This window comes from Pseudozobellia sp. WGM2 (genome assembly GCF_017810075.1).
Lineage (GTDB): Bacteria > Bacteroidota > Bacteroidia > Flavobacteriales > Flavobacteriaceae > JADNYK01.
This window is the reverse complement of sequence record NZ_JADNYK010000004.1, coordinates 604,361-623,868: the sequence shown is the minus strand read 5'-3', so window position 1 is coordinate 623,868 and position 19,508 is coordinate 604,361. Positions and strand designations below refer to the sequence as shown.

General features: G+C 41.7%; 18 protein-coding genes. 15 read left to right on the top strand and 3 right to left on the bottom strand.

Translation table 11 applies throughout. From position 1 onward, the window contains the following. The first annotated feature begins 233 nt into the window (after window positions 1–233). From IV512_RS12490 to IV512_RS12430, 13 genes are all read left to right on the top strand, one after another. Window positions 234–1,040, top strand: coding sequence for a hypothetical protein (locus IV512_RS12490; protein WP_209403827.1), 807 nt, complete (start codon window positions 234–236; stop codon window positions 1,038–1,040). Then, on the top strand, window positions 1,040–1,750 hold the full coding sequence (locus IV512_RS12485) for a hypothetical protein (RefSeq protein WP_209403825.1): 711 nt from the start codon (window positions 1,040–1,042) through the stop codon (window positions 1,748–1,750). The genes IV512_RS12490 and IV512_RS12485 overlap by 1 nt, the downstream gene beginning before the upstream one ends. Continuing rightward, the gene (locus IV512_RS12480; RefSeq protein WP_209403823.1) at window positions 1,740–2,540 is read left to right on the top strand and encodes a PRTRC system ThiF family protein; all 801 of its coding nucleotides are present in this window, start codon (window positions 1,740–1,742) and stop codon (window positions 2,538–2,540) included. Before IV512_RS12485 ends, IV512_RS12480 begins: the two co-directional genes overlap by 11 nt. Beyond that, the gene (locus IV512_RS12475) at window positions 2,527–2,766 is read left to right on the top strand and encodes a hypothetical protein (RefSeq protein WP_209403821.1); all 240 of its coding nucleotides are present in this window, start codon (window positions 2,527–2,529) and stop codon (window positions 2,764–2,766) included. Before IV512_RS12480 ends, IV512_RS12475 begins: the two co-directional genes overlap by 14 nt. Window positions 2,767–3,172: 406 nt before the next feature. Then, on the top strand, window positions 3,173–3,775 hold the full coding sequence (locus IV512_RS12470) for a DUF6088 family protein (protein WP_209403819.1): 603 nt from the start codon (window positions 3,173–3,175) through the stop codon (window positions 3,773–3,775). Then, on the top strand, window positions 3,768–4,805 hold the full coding sequence (locus tag IV512_RS12465) for a nucleotidyl transferase AbiEii/AbiGii toxin family protein (protein ID WP_245224785.1): 1,038 nt from the start codon (window positions 3,768–3,770) through the stop codon (window positions 4,803–4,805). The genes IV512_RS12470 and IV512_RS12465 overlap by 8 nt, the downstream gene beginning before the upstream one ends. Before the next feature lie 138 nt (window positions 4,806–4,943). Further along, a complete protein-coding gene (locus IV512_RS12460; protein WP_209403817.1) occupies window positions 4,944–5,168 on the top strand; it encodes a hypothetical protein in 225 nt (74 codons plus the stop codon). A gap of 320 nt (window positions 5,169–5,488) precedes the next feature. Then, window positions 5,489–6,277, top strand: coding sequence for a hypothetical protein (locus IV512_RS12455; RefSeq protein WP_209403816.1), 789 nt, complete (start codon window positions 5,489–5,491; stop codon window positions 6,275–6,277). Further along, window positions 6,274–6,759 carry a hypothetical protein gene (locus IV512_RS12450; protein ID WP_209403814.1) on the top strand — a complete coding sequence of 162 codons (486 nt, stop codon included), beginning with the start codon at window positions 6,274–6,276 and terminating at the stop codon, window positions 6,757–6,759. The genes IV512_RS12455 and IV512_RS12450 overlap by 4 nt, the downstream gene beginning before the upstream one ends. 172 nt (window positions 6,760–6,931) lie before the next feature. Then, a complete protein-coding gene (mobC, locus tag IV512_RS12445) occupies window positions 6,932–7,273 on the top strand; it encodes a plasmid mobilization relaxosome protein MobC (RefSeq protein ID WP_209403812.1) in 342 nt (113 codons plus the stop codon). After that, window positions 7,270–8,301, top strand: a complete 1,032-nt coding sequence (locus IV512_RS12440) for a relaxase/mobilization nuclease domain-containing protein (RefSeq protein WP_209403810.1) — start codon at window positions 7,270–7,272, stop codon at window positions 8,299–8,301. Before mobC ends, IV512_RS12440 begins: the two co-directional genes overlap by 4 nt. A 22-nt stretch (window positions 8,302–8,323) precedes the next feature. Further along, on the top strand, window positions 8,324–8,569 hold the full coding sequence (locus IV512_RS12435) for a hypothetical protein (RefSeq protein ID WP_209403808.1): 246 nt from the start codon (window positions 8,324–8,326) through the stop codon (window positions 8,567–8,569). A gap of 348 nt (window positions 8,570–8,917) precedes the next feature. Continuing rightward, entirely contained in the window at window positions 8,918–13,282 is a 4,365-nt protein-coding gene (locus tag IV512_RS12430; RefSeq protein WP_209403806.1) for a hypothetical protein, read from the top strand. Between the two features lie 12 nt (window positions 13,283–13,294). Here the strand turns inward: IV512_RS12430 and IV512_RS12425 are convergent, their stop codons facing one another. Beyond that, window positions 13,295–15,142, bottom strand: a complete 1,848-nt coding sequence (locus tag IV512_RS12425; RefSeq protein WP_209403804.1) for a DUF4209 domain-containing protein — start codon at window positions 15,140–15,142, stop codon at window positions 13,295–13,297. Between the two features lie 90 nt (window positions 15,143–15,232). Here IV512_RS12425 and IV512_RS12420 point away from each other — a divergent pair, with 90 nt between their 5' ends. Further along, window positions 15,233–16,057, top strand: coding sequence for a hypothetical protein (locus IV512_RS12420; RefSeq protein ID WP_209403802.1), 825 nt, complete (start codon window positions 15,233–15,235; stop codon window positions 16,055–16,057). A gap of 18 nt (window positions 16,058–16,075) precedes the next feature. Beyond that, window positions 16,076–16,276 carry a hypothetical protein gene (locus IV512_RS12415; protein WP_209403800.1) on the top strand — a complete coding sequence of 67 codons (201 nt, stop codon included), beginning with the start codon at window positions 16,076–16,078 and terminating at the stop codon, window positions 16,274–16,276. A gap of 7 nt (window positions 16,277–16,283) precedes the next feature. Here IV512_RS12415 and IV512_RS12410 read toward each other — a convergent pair whose 3' ends face one another. Continuing rightward, window positions 16,284–16,646, bottom strand: a complete 363-nt coding sequence (locus IV512_RS12410) for a hypothetical protein (RefSeq protein WP_209403798.1) — start codon at window positions 16,644–16,646, stop codon at window positions 16,284–16,286. 51 nt (window positions 16,647–16,697) lie between these two features. Continuing rightward, entirely contained in the window at window positions 16,698–19,499 is a 2,802-nt protein-coding gene (locus tag IV512_RS12405; protein WP_209403796.1) for a TrlF family AAA-like ATPase, read from the bottom strand. Window positions 19,500–19,508 lie beyond the last annotated feature (9 nt).

The window sequence follows — 19,508 nt, the reverse complement described above, 5'->3', positions numbered from 1 at the left end:
ATGAAAAAGAAGCGCATACCATCAAAAAGGGAACTGTCCCGTTTCCACAAGGCCTTGTTCGGTATTCTCGATTCGCGGACGAGGCCGTCATCGGGAACCCGACGACCCAAACACATCCAACAAGGGGATCGTTTTTTTCTGACCTGACCATCCCGATCCTGCCCCGAATCGAGGTATTCGACGATGGGGACGAAAATCGATGGGACACGTTAAGCATCCTAGCGAGAAATGCATTGGATACGCTTACGGGCAAGGCATCCTCCTTGGCGGAAGATAGTCCTGAAATGCGGTTCTTCGGGCAATTGCAACGATTGCATAGGGAAATTCCCGATGCACTGGTAAAGGAGGTGTGTACCCAAGAGGGAGATGATGGCATCCTTATCATGAAGCCCGTTTTTGAGGCGCACCATATTTGGGCGATTCCAACGGCCCCCATATTTTCGTTGCATGACCGAAGTCCTAAACTGTTCGCCGCCCTACTGTCCTTCGTGCATTCGTTGCCCTTTGACAATGTATTCAAGCGGATGGGCTACTTATTGGAATGTTTGCTCGAATGGTCGTTCGAGGTTTTGGAATCCGAATCAGACCCCGAAACCGACTGTTGTGCCGAAGGCCCATGTGTCCTGTGCTTTATCGAGGCACATGCTCCCGATTATGCGGAGTACGAGGATTTCGATTGGCTAGCCTGTATGCGAGATTACCGACCAAAAAACACCTTGTTCAAAATGATACGGGATTTGCTGTTGGAAGCCCCTGCCATTGATTTCAATGCCTTTGCCAACCTATGTTTTCTGGAAGACGACATGGATTTGAAAGTGGACAACCTGATCGTCTTTTTGGATAGGGAGGATTCCCAATTGGAAAATGGCTATATCAACTTTGTAAACGAGATCGCACAGTACGGCTACTCCCATACCATTTACGACATATCACTCACAGTTGGGAACGAGACCAAGTCCTTTGTTATGCGGAAGGAAGGGCAGGTAAATGCCGTTTTCAATTTTATGGATCGTTTGAACGAACTCTTAAAAAAACTCTGATGGAAGAAAGTACCCTACACGACCCCAAATTTCATTATGAACCGAAATTGGCCATCATAGGCTATGAGGCCACAAATGGGTATTACGGACGGGACGAATGTTACTTTTCAAGGCATACCGTTCGAAACGGGAAATTGGGGGCAGGGTCTCCGCTTACCATGGATATGGTAAGGGACATGCTCAAATTGGTCGATGTGGACCAAAGTGAGTTTTCCTTTAAGGGTCGGTTGCCCAAACAATTGCTCTATTTCAGGGACAAGGGGAGATTGCAATTGGTCTGGTCTTGTGACCGACCCACGGAAAGGCTACTTTTTAAAGAGCAATTGGACATACCTACGGGAACATATCCCATACCCAAATTGGTATTTTCCCTTTCGGGGGAATCGCTTTCCGTTTTTGCCATAACACGAAAAAAGCCGATCCATGACGGCACGGAACTCTACCATGCCCCTTTTATGAACGTCTATGCCTCTGGAAAGGTGTGCATGGGCGATGCGACATTGCGTTATCGCCATTTGGATTTTTATGAGGACATCATGGCCTTTGCGGAAAAGCAATTTTTCCTGTCGGTTTTTACCCATACGAACCACGACCATCTGCTCAACGGGAATTACACGGAGTTGATGCTCCAAATGCAGGGAATACAAAATTTCGAGGAATCCCTTTTACTCCCGAACCACCAACTTTTACAGCATGTCTATGAAAACTGATTTTCACTACGCCCCGAATTATTTTTTCGCTCCCACACATCCCATTACCATTGCATTGGTTGGGGCAGGGGGCAACGGTTCCATCGTGTTGGCACGTTTGGCAAGGCTAGACCATGCCTTGGTGCAGTTGGGGCATCCAGGCTTCTATGTGACCGTTTTCGACGGGGATATGGTACAGGCCTCGAATGTGGGCCGACAGTTGTATGTCCCACAGGATGTTGGGGGCAACAAGGCCATTTGTGCCGTAACCAAGGTCAACCATACCTTCGGACTGCAATGGGATGCCGTCCCCGAACGGATAGGCGCGGACGATAAAAGATTGCACGCCAATTTGATCATTAGCTGTGTGGACGGTGCCGATTTTCGGTTGGAACTGGCAAAGGTGTTGGAACACCCACACTCAAGTTCCTATCCCTATGAGAACCAACATTATTGGTTGGATTTGGGCAACGGGAAATACTTTGGTCAGTATGTCCTCGGAAATCTGCAACACAATGATCGGCCTTCGAATGGGGAGGTGCAAAACCAAAAGTTAGATCATATAGTTGATTTGTTCCCCGACCTATCAAAAATGGAGGATGAGGTGGAACAGGGTAAAGGGTGTAGCTATGCGGACAAGTTGCAGGAACAATCGCTGTTCATCAATGATGCCCTGTCGTCAATGGCCGTCCATTGCCTCTACGAACTTTTAGTGAACAAAAAAATCAAATATCACGGGGCATTCGTAAACCTTGAAACAGGCAGGACGAATCCGCTTCCCATAAAATCCAATGTGCATGCTATCGCTTGAAATTCTATATGAAAAGCTTCCCTTTTTGGGATTCATCATTTTTATGTGGATCATTCTACAGGGAATGCTCAGGCTAAAACGTTTTTTGGGAATACCGTTACTGCTATTTCTTTTCATCATGGTCGGCATTCCATTTATCAAGGACTTGATATGGCTTTTCGGGGCAATGGAACTATCGGTCTGGGGATATTATATCGCTAAAAGATGGCTGAGGTCGTACTCCTGACCGTATCATTGGACTGATCGATCTTATTTGTCCGTCTTTTTCTCTCCCTCCCCATGGTTTCTGCGGGAGTTGAAAACCCTCCACCTTCAAGCTTGACCAAGCGAGCACGCTGCGCTGGCTCGCATTCGGTCGTCTTTCCGGCTACTGATTTTCAACCCCCTCGAAACGGGACGCAAACGTATGGAAGCCCCTATCGGGGTCCCATACCTTTGCGGAACGTGTTTTGTAGTTCCATAGTGTACGAGAACTTTGTTCGGTGTGTGTACCGTTGATTCCCGTATTTAAGATATTTTACCGTTTTTTACCCAAACAAATTTGAAGGCAACTATTGTAGGAATAGATTAATAGCCAAAGGTATTCTGTAACAAAAATTTACTAAATTTGTTACAGATAAGATGAATGTGTTATGCAGAGTGTTGAGTCCAAAATAAAAAAATCCATTTCCAAAAAGGAGCGGGGAGAATTAGTGTTCCCCGATGATTTTCGGGGATTGGGTTCACCTGAAGCCATACGGCTAGCTCTCCACAGGATTGAAAAAGAAGGTTATATAAAAAGAGTGGCCCAAGGAATCTATGTACGCCCCAAGACAAGTAAATATGCGGGAGAGGTATTGCCAACGGCAGAGGAAATTGCTAGGGCAATAGCCAAAAGGGACAAGATCAGGTTGGTGCCTACCGGAGTCTATGCCTTAAGTGCATTGGGGCTTAGCACACAGGTACCCATGAAACTTGTCTTTCTTACCGATGGAGCTCCCCGGGAAATAAAAATGGGGAAGCGAAGCATAAAACTAAAGAAGACCACCCCCAAGAATTTATCGGCCAAGGGCGAGATAAGCAGACTGGTCATACAGGCCCTTCGCGAGATCGGAAAGGAACAATTAACGGACGAGGAAGAAGCAAAGATTATTGCCCTATTGAAAAAAGAAGACCAAAAAGACCTGCTTCACGATATAGCATTGGCTCCGGCATGGATACGGAAAATTATGGAAAAGAGCTTGGACAATGGATAAAATGACATTTTACGATATACCCAAAGAAGATCGGCTTGCCATCTTTAAAAATGTAGAAAACAAAACGGGTATCCCCGATTTTGCTGCTGAAAAGGACTGGTGGGTCGTCCGTACATTGGGAATAATATTTGAAATGGGGATAGCGGAACATTTGGTATTTAAAGGCGGGACGTCGCTAAGCAAGGCTTGGAAACTGATAGATCGATTTAGCGAAGATATCGACCTTGCCGCTGACCGTGGATTTTTTGGATATTCCGGGGAACTATCAAAAAAAGAATTGACCAAGCTCCGAAAAGAAACCAGCTCCTACATTTCAGGGAAATTTTATCCCGAATTGCAAGAGCGATTTAAGAACAACGGCTTTATGGATGTACAGTTCAATATCGTTCCTGCCGAATCAAGTGACCAAGACCCCCGTATCATAGAAATCTACTATCCCTATCTTACCAAATCCCCCGGATACATCCAACCAAGAGTACAGGTCGAGATTGGCTGTCGCTCCTTAAGGGAACCTTTTCGATTAAAACCGATAAACTCCTTTGTTGACGAAGAATATCCCGATGCGGAATTTGTCGAGTCTCCAGTAAATGTCCCATCCGTAACCCCTGAAAGGACTTTTTTGGAAAAACTTTTCCTATTGCATGAGGAATTCCAACGTCCCAAGGAAAAGATAAGGGTAGATAGGTTAAGCCGTCATTTGTACGATATTTTCCAATTATCGAAAACGGAATTTGCGACTAATGCCATTCTTGACAAAGGATTATATGAAACCATCGTAAACCATCGATATGTATTCACAAAACTTGGCGGAGTCGATTATAATCTTCATCAACCACAAGATATACGGCCCATCCCATCCGCCGAGTTTGAGGACGATTGGAAGGCAGATTATAAAACCATGCAAGAGCAAATGATTTATGGGGATTCCCCAGCCTATAAAGATTTGGTCAAAGGAATCCAAGGGTTTTTAGAAAAGATGAACGCCTTGGATTGGAGGATGGAAGTGGAATTTCCCTCGCCTAAAAATTGAAATCAATTTGGGCAGGACAACCACATAAACGAATCAGATATGAATAAAGGTTATATAATCAGAGTCCATTATGGATGAAGTTTGATATGAACACCTAAATTTATTCATCTTTGTTATCGATTAAAACGTTAATACGCTATGGGAAAAATTACAAAATTGAATTCAGACACCTTCTTAAGGGTATTGGCCCTATTAATATCGGTGTCGCTGTGTTTTTGGATGATGCCGCTTGTTTTTGAATTAGAGGTTCATGAGATTAAAGTGGTTTACATGATAAGAACATTCACTTTGGTTATGATTACTTTAATAATCATCGTTCCGTTAATTCTATTCTCTTTCGAAAAACCAAAAAAGTCCAAATAGACGATTAATATGAAGAAATTACCTCGATGATTAGAATTCTCAGCTATTACTTGAACTGCATCTGGTATCATGTCTTGATGCCTCTAGGAATGCCGGAAGCCGAATTTTCGAAACAGGTAAAGTCAAAATAACAAGGAAAATTCCTTGATGGATTTGTACGGTCTTCCCATTTATAAGCAAGAAGTTATAGACTATCTTTTGGAGGGCAATTGCGATAATCAGTTTCTGGTATTTATATTCTCTTCAAAAGGGTGGATACGGCCCAGAACAAAGTGATATATTTTTCGAATCTTTTCCATTACATTGATTAAATTTATATTATGTCCGAAACCCTATATAAAGTACTGGATTTCAGTCGGCCGATAGACCGTCAGTCTTTCGTTGAGGTCATCAGTGAACTGGATGGTCTTTCCCCTTCCCACAAAAAGACCACGCTTTCGGACCAGCAACTGAAAACCCTCATCACGGCCATCTTTACGTATGGGCTTCATTATGACGAGGTATCCGAAGGACAACGGGAACTGCTTTTAAAGGCAATTTTGGAAGATAAACAACCGCTGTTCGACCTATCCCAAACTTTTGCAAGACATCTGATGAACAATCTGGATAGTTCCGTGATATTGCAGCAGGAAGCACTCCAGAATGTCGAATATGACCTGAAACGGCCATTGTCCAATGAACCGCTAGTGGATTTTGTAGAAATGGAACTCTTGGACCAGACCACTTCATACCGGAAATGGGAATATGGCCGATTCTCCGTAGCTTATTTAACAGCGCATTTTTCGACGCAGGCCCAATGGAAAAAAGTGGAGAAAACCGTGAAAGAAAAGAAGCTCCTTACCGAAGGTTATCTCAAAAGTTTTGATAAAGAATTGGAAAATTCCCGCTATGGCCTCGATGCACACGAACAACTATTGTTACATCTCATCGTAAAGGCCAAGCTCTGGCCCAAGAAGACTACCATGGCCGACTATTTGTTGGCGGGCTCGATAACGCAACAACACCTGTTGGGCCTCTCCCTTCGATCCGAAAAACTTTCCAAGGCTTTGGTAAATGCTTTAGAGCGAGCTCCAACTATAAACAGACGCAGGGGCGGTCCTAAGCTATGATTCCGTCGGAAAAACTGCTTCGCTATCTGGAAGATTTGGCCAAGGAGGAACATCCTAAGGTCAACGGAAAAGAATATTCCCGATCACAGGTCCTATTGGCCGAGCGTTTGGTGCGCGAGGTGCAAAATGCAATCGGTATCGCTTCGCAAAAACCGAAACTTTCGCGTAGACGGGCCTTTATCGTAATCTTGGAAGAACTTTATTACAATGTCCCTAAATATCCCAAAGAGCTTACCCTTCATGGTATCCACAGAAGGGCTTCCCAACGGTTTGAGTATATGAACAGGGACATAAAATCCTTTACCACGCCCATGGAGGTGCATCCCAAAGACCCCTGTACTTTTTATGAGGACAACGCCTATGGCAAAGCACGCTATAGATCCGCACTACAACATCTGGTTTTGGAATCCCATAGGTACTTTCAGGTTCCTGAAGCCGAGGCCTCCCTCAAAATCCTTTTTGAGGACGTAAAACTCTGCTGAATCCATTTACCGTACAACACTCCGTGTACGGCAAAGCCCTTACTGACTTGCGATATGTTTTAGGTTTGGCCTAAGTTAATCGGAGGTCACGTAGCAAGCCATGTTTTTGCAAGCAAAAACCGCTCACTTTGTTCGCGAGGCTTGTTGGGGATCCTCCCCAAACCCCTGAATTATGGCACGGCCAAAAAAAGATATTGAAGCACTCAAGGCGATACGGGTCAATGTACGCATGACCGTCAATGAATACCTTATCGTTTCCGGAAATGCGGCCACGTTGGGCATCGACATACCGGATTATATCCGAAAAAAAGTTTCGGGCAGACCACTTCCCAGAACCAAGGTTACGCCGGAAGATAGAAGATTGTTCGTTGAGTTGAGTCGGATTGGCAACAACATTAATCAACTCACAAAAAATTCCCATTTGCGCATGCATTCGCCCAAAATCCTATATAGACAATTGGAAGAACTACGACACCTTTTACAGGAACTAAAGTCGAATATTACCAACAAATGATAGCGAAACAGATAAAGGGCAAGGATTTCTATGGACTGTTGGCCTACAACCAAAAAAAAGTCGAATTGGGCCAGGCCATTGTGCTGGATGCGAATATAGATTTGGGCAGTTCTGTCGATATGACCAAGGAGTTCAATTTAATTAGGCAGTTGCGCCCTAGGCTTGGCAAAGCAGTCTATCATGTGTCCTTGAATCTGCCGCCTGGCGATAAGATGCGTGATAGTGAATTCGTTGCGATGGGACTAGATTATCTAAACGGGATGGGATTCGATGACAACCAATACATCATGTACCGCCATGATGACCAAAGCCACCAACACATCCATATCGTTGCCAATAGGGTAAAACTATCCGGAGCGTTGGTCAGCGATAGCAGAGACTATGAGCGCAGCGAACGCTTGGTACGCGAGCTGGAAAAGAAATATGGTCTTTCCCAACTGCCAGACGCAAGCTTGGAAAGAGAGGCGGCACTAACTCAAAAAGAGATAGAGAAATCACTCCGAACGGGCAACCCACCGATTAAAAGTCTGCTTCAACATCAATTGAGGGATGCATTAAAAAGTTCAACTACTATGGAGGAGTTCCTATATCAATTGCTGTCAAGAAATATTCGGCCAAAATTCAATATCAGCAAGACCACGGGAAGGGTCTCCGGTATCTCCTTCAAATATGAAGAGGTCATCTATAAAGGGAGCAGCTTGGGGCGAAAATATTCATGGAACAACATCATAAAACAAATCGATTATGAACAAATCAGAGACCGTGCAGTTATTCTCGAAAATAATCATCCAGAACAAGGAAATAAAGGAGCTGTTAATTCAGATACAGGCCCATCAAGAAAAGATGTCGGAAAAACAAAAGATGCTGAGGGAGGGGCAATCCAAACTGGTGAAAAACCAAAATACGATTTGGGAGGCACTCAAAAAGATGGCCTGATCGACGAACCTTTTACGCCGTTTAAAATGGAACTGGAGGATTTTGACCGTTGGAAGCGCAAGAAGAAGAAAAGGAAATCGAGAAATATCTAGAAGCAGGGAATCATTGGATTCAATGGGTAATCAGGTAAACATACAACCACTTAATTTGACCGGAAAGGCATTTTGCGAAAGGCTAGGCGTGTCTTATAATGGTCAAATTATGCTTGCTCTACGGGAGTTGGGATTAGTCAGTTTTTTCAAAGTGGGTAAGAAATACCTGTATGCTTACGAGGACATAGATTCGGTCAATAAAAAACTCAGGAAAGGGGAAATTTCGATTAGGGTTGACAATGGCTATTATATCACTTTGAACGAGTAGAGTGCAAGGTGGTTTCTAGATTTTTAAGAGAATATTTCGTAAAAATGATTTTTTGGAATTTTATACCGATTTCAATCATCTAAATCTCCATTGGTTCTGCCGTTAAAATCATTTATTTCATGACTGCTGATAGATTTAAACTCTTTACAAAAAGCGGATTTTGTAAAGAGTTTTGATTTTTTAAATAGAATGTACCTGAGTTTAACGGTAATCCTAAAACAATATCCGAATGGTATAATGTAAAGAGTAGAGTGGTATTTACTATTCCATTTCGATATATCAAAGTTAGTATTTCTCAAAACCTTAGTATGTAGATTAATTATCTTTAGGGTACATTAACTTGTACCTATGTGGAATAACTTCAAAACTTATGGCGATAGTCCCGAGAATGCTTTCGAGACACTGTGCAATCAACTTTTTGAAAGGTATTTGCACAGAAATTATAAAAACGACCTAGCGAGGTTTAGGGTAATCAATGGAGCTGGGGGAGACGGAGGTATTGAAGCCTATGGTACACTCCATACTGGCACCATTGTGGCGGTACAGTCCAAATGGTTCCCTACCGCCATGCAGACTTCCCAAATCAATCAAATCAAAAAATCCATTACCACAGCTCTGGAAATACGCCCGGACATTTCCAAATATATTCTTTGTATCCCAAGAAATCTTGCTTCAAAAAAAAGAGGGAAAGGTGGTAAAATCCCCAAAAATACCGAAGAGGATAGGGTAAACAAACTAGCATCCGATATAAAAGACCTTCACAAGGACTTAACACTGACCTGGTGGACAACAGATAATATTCTCAGGGAATTACAACTCCCGAGTAATGATGGCATTCACCGTTACTGGTTTGACAAGGAAACCATAGACTTTTCGCTGTTGATCGAGCAATTCCGGTTTCAAAAAACCAATAATTGGCTTAAGGAACGTTATGTTCCCGCCTTGCATACACAAGGTGTCATCCACGAACAAGTGGGTCAACTGATGTTTTCCAAAAAGTACCGGGTGGCACTTATTTCCAAGGTCCAGGAAGTACAGACAAAAATCCAAAAGACGGCTAAGTTATTAGAGAGCTTTCGCGATATGGTTTCCAAAAAAAACCTATTGTCAGCCATGGAGGAAGTGGATGGGTATTTGTCTAAGGCAAATGGGATCGCTTCCAATTTGGTAAGGGAAATCATGGCTTCCAACATGGATTACAGGGTAATTTCGGATTGTCCGGAACCAGAGGGCCTTTCCATTTTGGAGACCTATCTAGACGACCTCAGGCCCACCAACGTTGAAAAAAATACTGTTTATGATCTAAAAGGGTTGATCAGAGATCTCCTTCGAATATACCCCATTGGTTTTTTCATGGATATTGCGGATTTATTGAATGTCTCAAGAAAGTTTGTCTTTGGTGGTCCCGGAACTGGAAAGACCCAAGGTTTGGCCAATGTTGTGGAACTGGCCCTCGACAACGACTATCCCGCAATCTTGATCAGGGCCAAAACAGCCAATAGTAACAGTTGGACCAGTATTTTGGAAAAAGCCCTGGATGTTCAGGGATGGACCAAGAACCAGCTTTTTTCCGCCTTGGAGACCCTAGCGATCAAAAATGACGTACAAAAAGCCATGGCCCTAGATCATGGCCAAGAACCCGACTACCCCAAAACTGTTGTGCTCATCAGTATCGATGGACTTGAGGAAGCCGTTGAAAAGAAAGAGGAGTGGTATGACCGAATAGCGGAAACCACGGAAATCACTCTACGATATCCGAGAATCAAATTTGTGTTTACCGCACGACACTATTTTTACGACAATTCCAAAGATATCGATTCATTGGCGGAAGAGGTGCGCCTAGAGGGTGATGGTGACGTTCAGATAAACGAGGTCATCGGTCCGTATTTTGAACACTATCGGATTACGGGAAAACTATCATACCCGATACAGGGACTTACCAGCCTTTTTGCCCTAAGGCTGTTTTGCGAGGAATATGAGGGTCAAAACCTAGATGAACTTGGAAGGGTCGAGACAACCGTTCAAAAGTTGCTGAACCTGAAAGTAGCACGTCTCAATGCTGAATTCATCCAGAACACCGGAACGGGCATAATCATTACAGAAGCCCCTGTTATAGATGGTTTGTCCATACTATCCAAAGCATTCTATGAAAGCGGAAGTATAACACATAAAGAGTTGGTCCAACTGCTTAGTCAAGACGGGGGGGCTTTTTTTAGCCCTGAAGCGGCTACAAACCTTCTACAATTCCTTGCCAGCAATGGTGTCCTGACCCAATATGAAAGTTTGGAAAAAACAGGAGTTTTGGAAAAACGAATAAGAAAATACAGCATCACCTACCAATCCATCATCGAGACCCTGATCAGTGAGGAAATCTATGAGAACATAAAAACGGAAAGCGAAGATAAACTTCCGGATATACTTTTTAGGCCCCTAGCTATTCCTGTGCACCAGCTACCCAAAAAGGATTTTGCGATAAAATCCATTGCACCAAATAGGCAAATTATCCAAAATCTAGTTTCGCGAATCTTTAATGAACAGGAAAAACTCGTTGGCGAGGAAGATTTCCTTATAGATGGGCTTTCTCAGGATCAAGTCTTGGATTTGCAATTTGAAGCGTTGCGAAGAGCACCCAAATCACTGGCCGTGAAATACAATTCCTATGTCAGGGAACTTTTTTTCAAAAATTACGAAATCCGTTTTAAAGTAATTAAAAAACTTATCATCCCTTCTGCAAAAGGCAATGGCGATTTTTTTAATGCAAATTGGTTGCACGAAATCTTGATGGGGCAGCCCACGGTCTTTGAAAGGGATAAACTCTGGTCGGATCTGGACAATGAGGAAATGAACGATTTTAGTGAATCTGAACGTTTTATCTATAAGGCCAACTATACTCTAAGGAAACTTTTAACCGACAATATCCTTGATAGGTCCAGGGTATCCGATGACGCCAAACATGACGGGTTCCCATTAATCCTTGCCTGGGGACTTTCCACCATAGATAGAGAACTACGGGAGAGGATTTCTTCTGCCCTTACGGGCTGGGGTATCCTAAACCCCAAGGAGCACAAGTTACTTCTCGATAAGATTTTCAACTGTAATGACCCCCAAATCCAAGAAGATTTGGCTTCCATAACCTTGGGCATTGCCAGTAGGCTGAAGGACTTCAACGGTCTCAAAGAACTATCTGAATGGGCCTTGGCCACCATATTTGAACACCGCGGAAAACATCGAAATGTCATCGTCCGCCAAGGTTTTAGGGCCATAGTGGAACGGGCGCACCAGTTTGGTCTGATTTCAGAGGAAAAAGTGGCCCTGGCCAGACCACGCCCAATAGAGGATTTTAGGCTATTGAAATTGGATACGGACTATTTGCGTAAGGCCCGTCGAGAATATTACCCAATTGTACATGACCTGGCATGGTACGTTATTGAAAAGGCCTACCAAAGATTTTTGACAGGTCACGAGGCCAAGAACGAGGTCGAGGAAGAAAGTGTCAGGCCCGAGCACCAATTTCTTGACCAATACCGGAAGAATTATGGTAATAAGGAGATATATCCGCGATCCTGGGGCATGTCCGCTGCCCTTCATTATATTAAAGGGCTGGGGCTGACCAGAACTAAAGGCAGTTGGTTCACTGATGCCTCGCATGGATCAAAAAGCAAGATATATACCTATGAGGAAAAATATACTTGGTTGGCGGTGCATTATCTGCAGGGCTACCTATCGGATTACCTGCCCTATGCGGAACGTTCCTATAGTCTGGAAAGAGACTGGATTACCAACTATAACGTGCTTACACTGATTCACAATCCGGTTGAAGATGTAATGGATGAGGAAACCATGGACCATCTTCTGGAAAGACGTAACACCATTTGGCGGATCAAGGAACCCCTTGCCACGGAAATAACACCCTCCGATAAACTTCAGCAGGACATAGAAAAAGCCGTTCTAAAGGATCCAAATCTGGATTTCAACAAATGGCTATTTTTTAAAAATTTCGACTTTTTGAATGAAGGTGAAACCGCTGTTGGGCTATATGGGTACACTTATTTAAACAATAAGACCGAAACAGTTACCACTTCTTTACTGACCCAAGCCTGTATCATCAAAAAAGAGAATTTCGGGGTACTCAAAGATATTGTTGTCAACCAACCTGATAACAGATATTGGCTGGGAAGCAGCGATAGCTATCAGGCTGTTGCGGACACCGATGTATATGCCAACCCAACGGATATTGTATGGATGGACTGGATTGAAGAAAGAGAAAATGAAATATTTATATCAGAAGATGTATCCTTTTCATTTACTCGTACAAGTGTTACCAAAAACGATACCCAGGGAGAAAAGGAAGTCTATATCCCATCCAAAAAAATTAGGACTCTTTTAGGAATAAGCGACTATAAAAACAATAAGTTTTTAAATCCGAACGATACCGTTGTAGGAGAGATTTCCGAGGTTTCAGAAGGATCATTTGAAGACCGACAGGAGCTGCTTGTGGTCAAATGGGACATGCTGCAAAAGGCACTAGAGGACGAAGGGCTTCAACTATGCTGGTTCGCCCAATTCTTTTCTAGGAAGAATCCGTTCAACAAAAATCTGGACAAGGACTTTCATGCCCAGCGTGTAAAGAAGTATTTCATATGGAAGGAGAGCAAGGAGTTTAGAAGCCATAAATTTTGGGATGAAACATTCAGTAACCAAAAGGACCAATGATCAAATCCTTCATCACTTTTGTGAGATGTTATATTTTCCCAACCGTAAAAGCACGGCAATGAGCAACAGCATCTTTTTGGAGGTATAGTCTTTTTCATTGTAAAAGGAATGTGCTATGTTATTTCGGAGATTCAACCCTGGACTGTCTGAAAAAGCGTAATCGAACAGAAGTAAGTCTTCTTGGTCAAAGTACTCCTTAATGACCTTATTGTCGAAAATCCTATGAAGTAAAACCTCTTGCATACCTTTTTCCTTCCCTTCACTTGTAGGGACATTAAGCCTTTCACAGAAATTTCTAAAAAGTCCCTCCAGTTTTAAAGTAAGGCTATCCAAGCACAGAACAAAGTTTGGGACATAATGAGTGGATGTTCCCCATGCCAATATTTGGTTAAAAAAATCCAGCACAGCGGGTGCCAATAAATTGGCCCAGTTGGTTTCAATGGGATTTCCACCGAGATCAAATTTCAGATGTGGTTTACCTATCCACGTATGTTCCAAGAAGTATTCCAAAAAGTTAAGATAGGTCAGGCGTCCAGACCGGATGCCAAAGAAAAATGTGTGGTGCAGAAAGGGAAGCATCGTTTCTTCCATGCGATAGCCAAATTCCCTAAGAACGGCCACATATTCATCAGTACCCCTTTCATCAAACATTATATTTTTATTTGTATCAAAACGAACCTGTTTGGCAAACTGCAGAAAAGGTTCAGAGGGAGTTTTTTCAGCTTGTTTTTTTGCGTCCTTATATTTTGGAAAAAAAAAGGGCAAGGAAAGATACTTGTATATCTGGTCCGGTGTCCGCTTCAAGAGTTCTCGCGCCCTTACTTTTAGTTCTTCGTTGGTTTCCTTTAGAATCTTTATACTTTCCTCAGAAAGAGGATGGACAAATGTGTCCAACTTCACCTTGGGTTTCAGTTCAAAATAAGATTGTTCCGCCCTTTTCTTTTCTTCTAAAGCACCAGCTAGACCAAACGAATGAATTGCGTGTGCAAGGTTGTCCAGGTTCATAAAGCTTTTAGCTTCCCTCGTGTCATGTTCGGCCAACCTGACATAGGCATGACCGGCCATAAGATGCCATTTCTTAGGACTAAGTCCCTTCTTTGCAACAACCTTCAAAGCAATTGGAATATGATTTTCAACCAAATGAAAGTCATCTATCGCATGATTACTACTTTCGAGTAATTCATGAAGAAGCTCTGGGATATTTTCAAAATCCTTGGCCTTAAATACCTTTGGAAAGGCCAACATGGTTTCAATAATGCCTATTTTTTCATGAGCATCAAATGCACCGGTATTGAAAAGCAGTTCGTTCTTAAGTCTTTTCACCTGTTCAAAATGATTGATTTGACCACTTAGTCCCGTAATCAATTCAAAACACTCCTGGATTTCACTTCCAACATAGCTGTTGGTATTATTCCCGAACCGGAAATAATCTGCAATCAGCTCATCATAATTGTGAATTGCTACCATAGCGTGCTTTTTATTCTTGGTCTCGGCAGCCATCCATAGTAAGTGATGGTATTTTGCCTTCAAAAGATTTGACTTGGAAGTCTCCGCTCTTTTCTTCAGGTAACCCATTTTTCTTTTGACTTCCATTTTATCCGGAAATTGGGAAGTCTCTTCCTTATTGACATCATACGAATTGGACAAAGGGAAAAGGATATTTCCTCTTATTTCAAAAAGAAAAAACTCCATTTCCCAAACCAATTGTTCTTTTTCGTGGGATATTTCAGTTTTTTCCTTGTAATGTGCAATAGAAGAAACAAGTGCATAGTTCAACTTCAACCTTATGGCATTCTTGTCCAAGTACTGGTAAAATTGGGATAGTGATTCAGTTTTAAGTAATTCTTTATCTTCCAGCATATTTTTGGATAAGGTTGTTTTCTAAAGCTAGTGAAATTCCCTTTTCAAATGATAGTTCGAAGTATGGATTAACCTAATAAAAAGAAATCAATGCCAATACCCAATGTTTCTACCCTTTACCAAAGAATCAATCGCGGAAGCGAGGGTGGAAATGAGTTCGCACGTATAATGAATCTTTTGTTGGCCTCAGAAATGGAGTGTATCAACCATCGTTTCAATTCATTTTCGGATGCTAATGGAGATTACAAGGGATTGGATGCCTTTTCAAAATCAAAAAGCCCCAAAAAAATTGGGACCCAAATAACTGGTTATCAATATAAGTTTTATCCACAAAACCTAACATCCCACCAGAAAAAAAACATAAAAGAATCCGTTAGGAAAGCATTTGAGGAAAATGAAAATCTGATTTCATGGATACTCATTACTCCTGAAGACTTCTTGAAATCCCAAATCAGTTGGTTTGAAGAGCTTAAGAAAGGGCTGGAATTCAACTTTACTCTAGACGATATGGTTGATTTCAAAATTAAGCATGGGGATTTTCCCATCCGGGACTATTTTACCATTGAGCATTGGGGGCATACCAAAATTGTTGATTTGATGATGAGACATCCACATATTGGGCAATCCTATTACCCTGAATTGTTCCAACACGCCAAAGACGATTCTTCAGGCTTTCAGTTGGCCAAGGTGATTCTTGATACTAAAAGATGTAATTGGAGTGCCTCCGAATCGGAAAAGCATGTTTTTTTATGTAATGAACAAGGGATACCCACTGAAAATAAAATAGAGGATCCGATATTTGATTTTTATTTTATCAATAATTCGAATCGCTTGTTCCTATTGTACAGCATTACAGTCTGCGTAATGGATTTCTGGACGGTAATGAAAGGGCCGGGACCGGAACGGATATTATAGTCTCTTGATATGTTTGCAATGAAAGTTGATTTCTCAAAAAAGAAGACAACGAAAGAACTGGAAGACCCAATAATTTTCAGGGCCAAAGAGCCCACAAGATTTCATGTCAAACTTGAAGAGTTTTTGGACGGTTTGCCTGGAAACTGTATTGAGATTAAGTTTATATTTAATTTTGGAGAAGAAGTTTTGGAATCCCAAGATATACTTCTTTCCCTTTAATTGTACCCTATAATTTGAAAGAAGCCATCATATAGGCCTGTTGAATTAAATCTTCGACTTCCCTAGAAAGCATCTCTCTGGGCAAACTTTTCATTTCCTCGATATCCAAATCATTGCCGATAAGAAACTGAACAAGATTTTCGTCTGAAGATTTAATTGTAAGAATGGATACGTTGTTGAGTTTTGTAATCCTATTGGCTATTTGATTATCTGAAATGAGGTCAGTCATTCGGATGTTGAATACAGTACAATTTGCACGAATCTTACTATTATCGGCCGTGATGTAAAGACCCTCTATAATGATGTTGTCAACCAGATAATCCAAAATTTGGTTGTTATCCCCCTCTAATCCCAATTTTAAATCCTGCATTTGTGATGGTTTTTAAGAATATAAATTACGTAAATCATTTAATAATCATATTTAGAAGCCATATTTTTCCTTCCTCAGTTTGAAGGCCTTTTCACCACCTTCCATTATTAGAGTGATCTCATCCCTAATTTCAGAATTGTCTATAGCTCCCTCGTGCTTGATTTCTCCCTGTGTCTGTTGACTTGACTCTTTATAGTCGCAGCAAACAACAAGCTCAGCGTCCCCGTTAACCACCAAATTTGCATTATGACTGGTAAATATTAATTGTCTTTTGCTTTTTGCCGTCCAGATATTTTCAATTATCTCCGTGATTGCCCTGTTATCAATATCGTCTTCAGGTTGATCGATCAACAAGGGAATTCCTTCCTGGTTTAAAAGAACTGAGAGCAAGGCGGTTGCTTGTTGACCTGCGGAAGCCTCAGAAAAAGGAATTATATCGTCCATCTGATTTCCTGTTGCATAAAAGAATTTCGGTTCAAATTCGATTTCCTGAGTAAGCATGGAAAGCCAATTTTCCGGATTGAAAAGTTCCGCAATTCGCTGCTTGTTTATATCATTTAGGCCCGCAGCTGTCAGCGTGGGCGTTTCAGGGAGTTCAATGGGTTTATCCTCAAGTATTCTATATTCTGCTAAACTTTTAAGTTCTTCAAGGGCTTGCTTCCATGAATCCAAGGGAGATTCATTCTCCGTAATTTGATTACAAATACCGTCTATTTTCTCTTTGCTGATCCGTGTTCCTGTAAATGAAGTAAGCAGCAATTCTTGAATTGATCGAATATTTATGCTCTTGGTCACTTCGGCCTGGATAAGTCCCTTCGATAACTCCGTGAACAGTTTTGCTTGTTTATCAAGTAGGTCTATTTTTTCTTGGTGAAGGCTATACCATTTGATTTTTTCCGCAGCGAACACAGATTCAGGATTTCCCAGTTCCTTGATTTTGGATAGCCTATCATTGATGGAATCCGTCAATTCCCTTAATCGTGCTTCCAGTTTATTTATCTCTTTAATTATACTCTCGTTGGCAGATGCCTTCTCTTTTATTTGATCGTAAGAGATATCAAAACTCTTTTTTAGGGCTTGCCATTTGGTAACGCTATCATTGTAATCCTCAAGGTTCTCTTCATTGAACAAATCGATTATCTTTTCCAAGTTTTTACCAATGTCACCGAACAACTTGGTTTTGCTGGATTGGAGTTCACCAATAAGCTTTTCGTTTAGAATTTTTGTTTCATCGTCCAATTGGGAAGGATAGTCTTTTAAAGATTTTGCTATAGACTTGAACTTTTCTTCAAAAAGGGCTATTTCATTAGAAGATTCCTGTATGTATGTCTGCTCGTTTTCGAACAACTCTTTATTCTCAATAACTTTTTTGTCCTCTTCCGTAAGCCCCTTTAACGAATTTCTGAGATTTTGAACTTGCTCATGGACAGATTTTGATTGCAGCCGTAGTTCATCGATTTCATTCTGAATTTCGATTTTTCGGACAAGGTTGCCATAGGCGTTTTTCAAGTTTTTTGATACCTCACGTAAATTAAACCCTATATTGTTCAACTCATTGGCTATGGGTTGTTGAATAAATCTTTTTAATTCATCTGTTCGAACCCCCACACTACTCAACTGCTTTTGGCTATAAGCCTGAATGGGAATAAGACGTCTTACTTCATCCTCCGAGGCTTTTTCAAATTCACCATCCCCAATTCTTAGCAGTATTTCCTTGGAAACTGAATTTCTCTTGACAATGTGTTCAATTCCATTGATCGATGCCACAATTCTTATTTCTCCCGCAAAAGGAATCAGGGTTTTCTCAATCAAGGTCTGCCTTCTTTTTAGTATTTCCGATTCTGAATCATACTTGTCCACACCCAATATTTGATCGCACAATCCCCATCTTATATATTCCAGCAGTGTAGATTTCCCAGTACCTCGGCCTCCGATGAATGCGCTGTATTGTTGATTCAATTCAAGTTCAACGCGTCCAAGAAACTTGGAATTTGTTACGCTTATTCTGCTGATAAAGACTTGTGGTAAAACTGGTTCGGTAAGGGACATTCTTGATTCTTTCGCCAGACATGCTTGCCTCAGTGCCTCGGCTGTCGGGGTTGCCCATTTTACCCATGTGGTAGCCGTCCCCAAATCCTCAAAAGTTTCTTTTCGGTTGTCAGATGTTTGAAAAACAGCGATTGACTTAAAACCATAATTCCTATCTTTTCCTTCCAAGATATTTTTAAGGCCCTGATTATCCGGCAACGCTCCATCCACATAACCCCCAACACAGGGCATCTTTATATAATGCTCGTAAAAGTCTCTACGCAACAATCCCTTATGTCCCCTGGAAGTGTGGGGAAGAACTATATACTTTCCTTTTAAGACATCAATGGTGTCCAGTTTGATTTGCAAATCATTTAAACCATTTATTACATCTGATGGAATAGGAATGGTTTCTTTGGTCGAAGGTTCTTCAATTGGATTTGGCTCGATGGCCAGTTTATGGAGAACCCTTATCAGCTGGTCTTCAGGAAAATTTGCATCCAATAGTAAAAGTGCTTGGCAAGGCGGATTGCTAAGAGTTAATTCGATTCCTGGAAAAACGACTAACTTATCACTCTCATGAATTGGCTCCCCTTCAGAATCGGCTTCATTATTAGCAGCATTCTTAATGTAAGGGAAAAAAGATAAATCGTGATGGTCGGAAATTGCAACAGCGTTAATTCCTTTTTCCCGACATGCAAGGACAAACATTTCAGCATAGGCATTTCTATCAGTATCAGTTACGGGTTTATTCCCTGTCCAATTTATATCCCTTGGTGAATGAACTTGAAAATCACAATTAAAAAACCTTGTTCCTTTATTCATATTATATCT

What these genes read in the sequence shown, in the direction of transcription:
- IV512_RS12485 (WP_209403825.1), top strand. Translation starts at nt 1,040, where the DNA reads ATGGAAGAAAGTACCCTACACGACCCCAAATTTCATTATGAACCGAAA.
- IV512_RS12480 (WP_209403823.1), top strand. Translation starts at nt 1,740, where the DNA reads ATGAAAACTGATTTTCACTACGCCCCGAATTATTTTTTCGCTCCCACA.
- IV512_RS12475 (WP_209403821.1), top strand. Translation starts at nt 2,527, where the DNA reads ATGCTATCGCTTGAAATTCTATATGAAAAGCTTCCCTTTTTGGGATTC.
- IV512_RS12470 (WP_209403819.1), top strand. Translation starts at nt 3,173, where the DNA reads ATGCAGAGTGTTGAGTCCAAAATAAAAAAATCCATTTCCAAAAAGGAG.
- IV512_RS12465 (WP_245224785.1), top strand. Translation starts at nt 3,768, where the DNA reads ATGGATAAAATGACATTTTACGATATACCCAAAGAAGATCGGCTTGCC.
- IV512_RS12460 (WP_209403817.1), top strand. Translation starts at nt 4,944, where the DNA reads ATGGGAAAAATTACAAAATTGAATTCAGACACCTTCTTAAGGGTATTG.
- IV512_RS12455 (WP_209403816.1), top strand. Translation starts at nt 5,489, where the DNA reads ATGTCCGAAACCCTATATAAAGTACTGGATTTCAGTCGGCCGATAGAC.
- IV512_RS12450 (WP_209403814.1), top strand. Translation starts at nt 6,274, where the DNA reads ATGATTCCGTCGGAAAAACTGCTTCGCTATCTGGAAGATTTGGCCAAG.
- mobC (WP_209403812.1), top strand. Translation starts at nt 6,932, where the DNA reads ATGGCACGGCCAAAAAAAGATATTGAAGCACTCAAGGCGATACGGGTC.
- IV512_RS12440 (WP_209403810.1), top strand. Translation starts at nt 7,270, where the DNA reads ATGATAGCGAAACAGATAAAGGGCAAGGATTTCTATGGACTGTTGGCC.
- IV512_RS12435 (WP_209403808.1), top strand. Translation starts at nt 8,324, where the DNA reads ATGGGTAATCAGGTAAACATACAACCACTTAATTTGACCGGAAAGGCA.
- IV512_RS12430 (WP_209403806.1), top strand. Translation starts at nt 8,918, where the DNA reads ATGTGGAATAACTTCAAAACTTATGGCGATAGTCCCGAGAATGCTTTC.
- IV512_RS12425 (WP_209403804.1), bottom strand. Translation starts at nt 15,142, where the DNA reads ATGCTGGAAGATAAAGAATTACTTAAAACTGAATCACTATCCCAATTT.
- IV512_RS12420 (WP_209403802.1), top strand. Translation starts at nt 15,233, where the DNA reads ATGCCAATACCCAATGTTTCTACCCTTTACCAAAGAATCAATCGCGGA.
- IV512_RS12415 (WP_209403800.1), top strand. Translation starts at nt 16,076, where the DNA reads ATGAAAGTTGATTTCTCAAAAAAGAAGACAACGAAAGAACTGGAAGAC.
- IV512_RS12410 (WP_209403798.1), bottom strand. Translation starts at nt 16,646, where the DNA reads ATGCAGGATTTAAAATTGGGATTAGAGGGGGATAACAACCAAATTTTG.
- IV512_RS12405 (WP_209403796.1), bottom strand. Translation starts at nt 19,499, where the DNA reads ATGAATAAAGGAACAAGGTTTTTTAATTGTGATTTTCAAGTTCATTCA.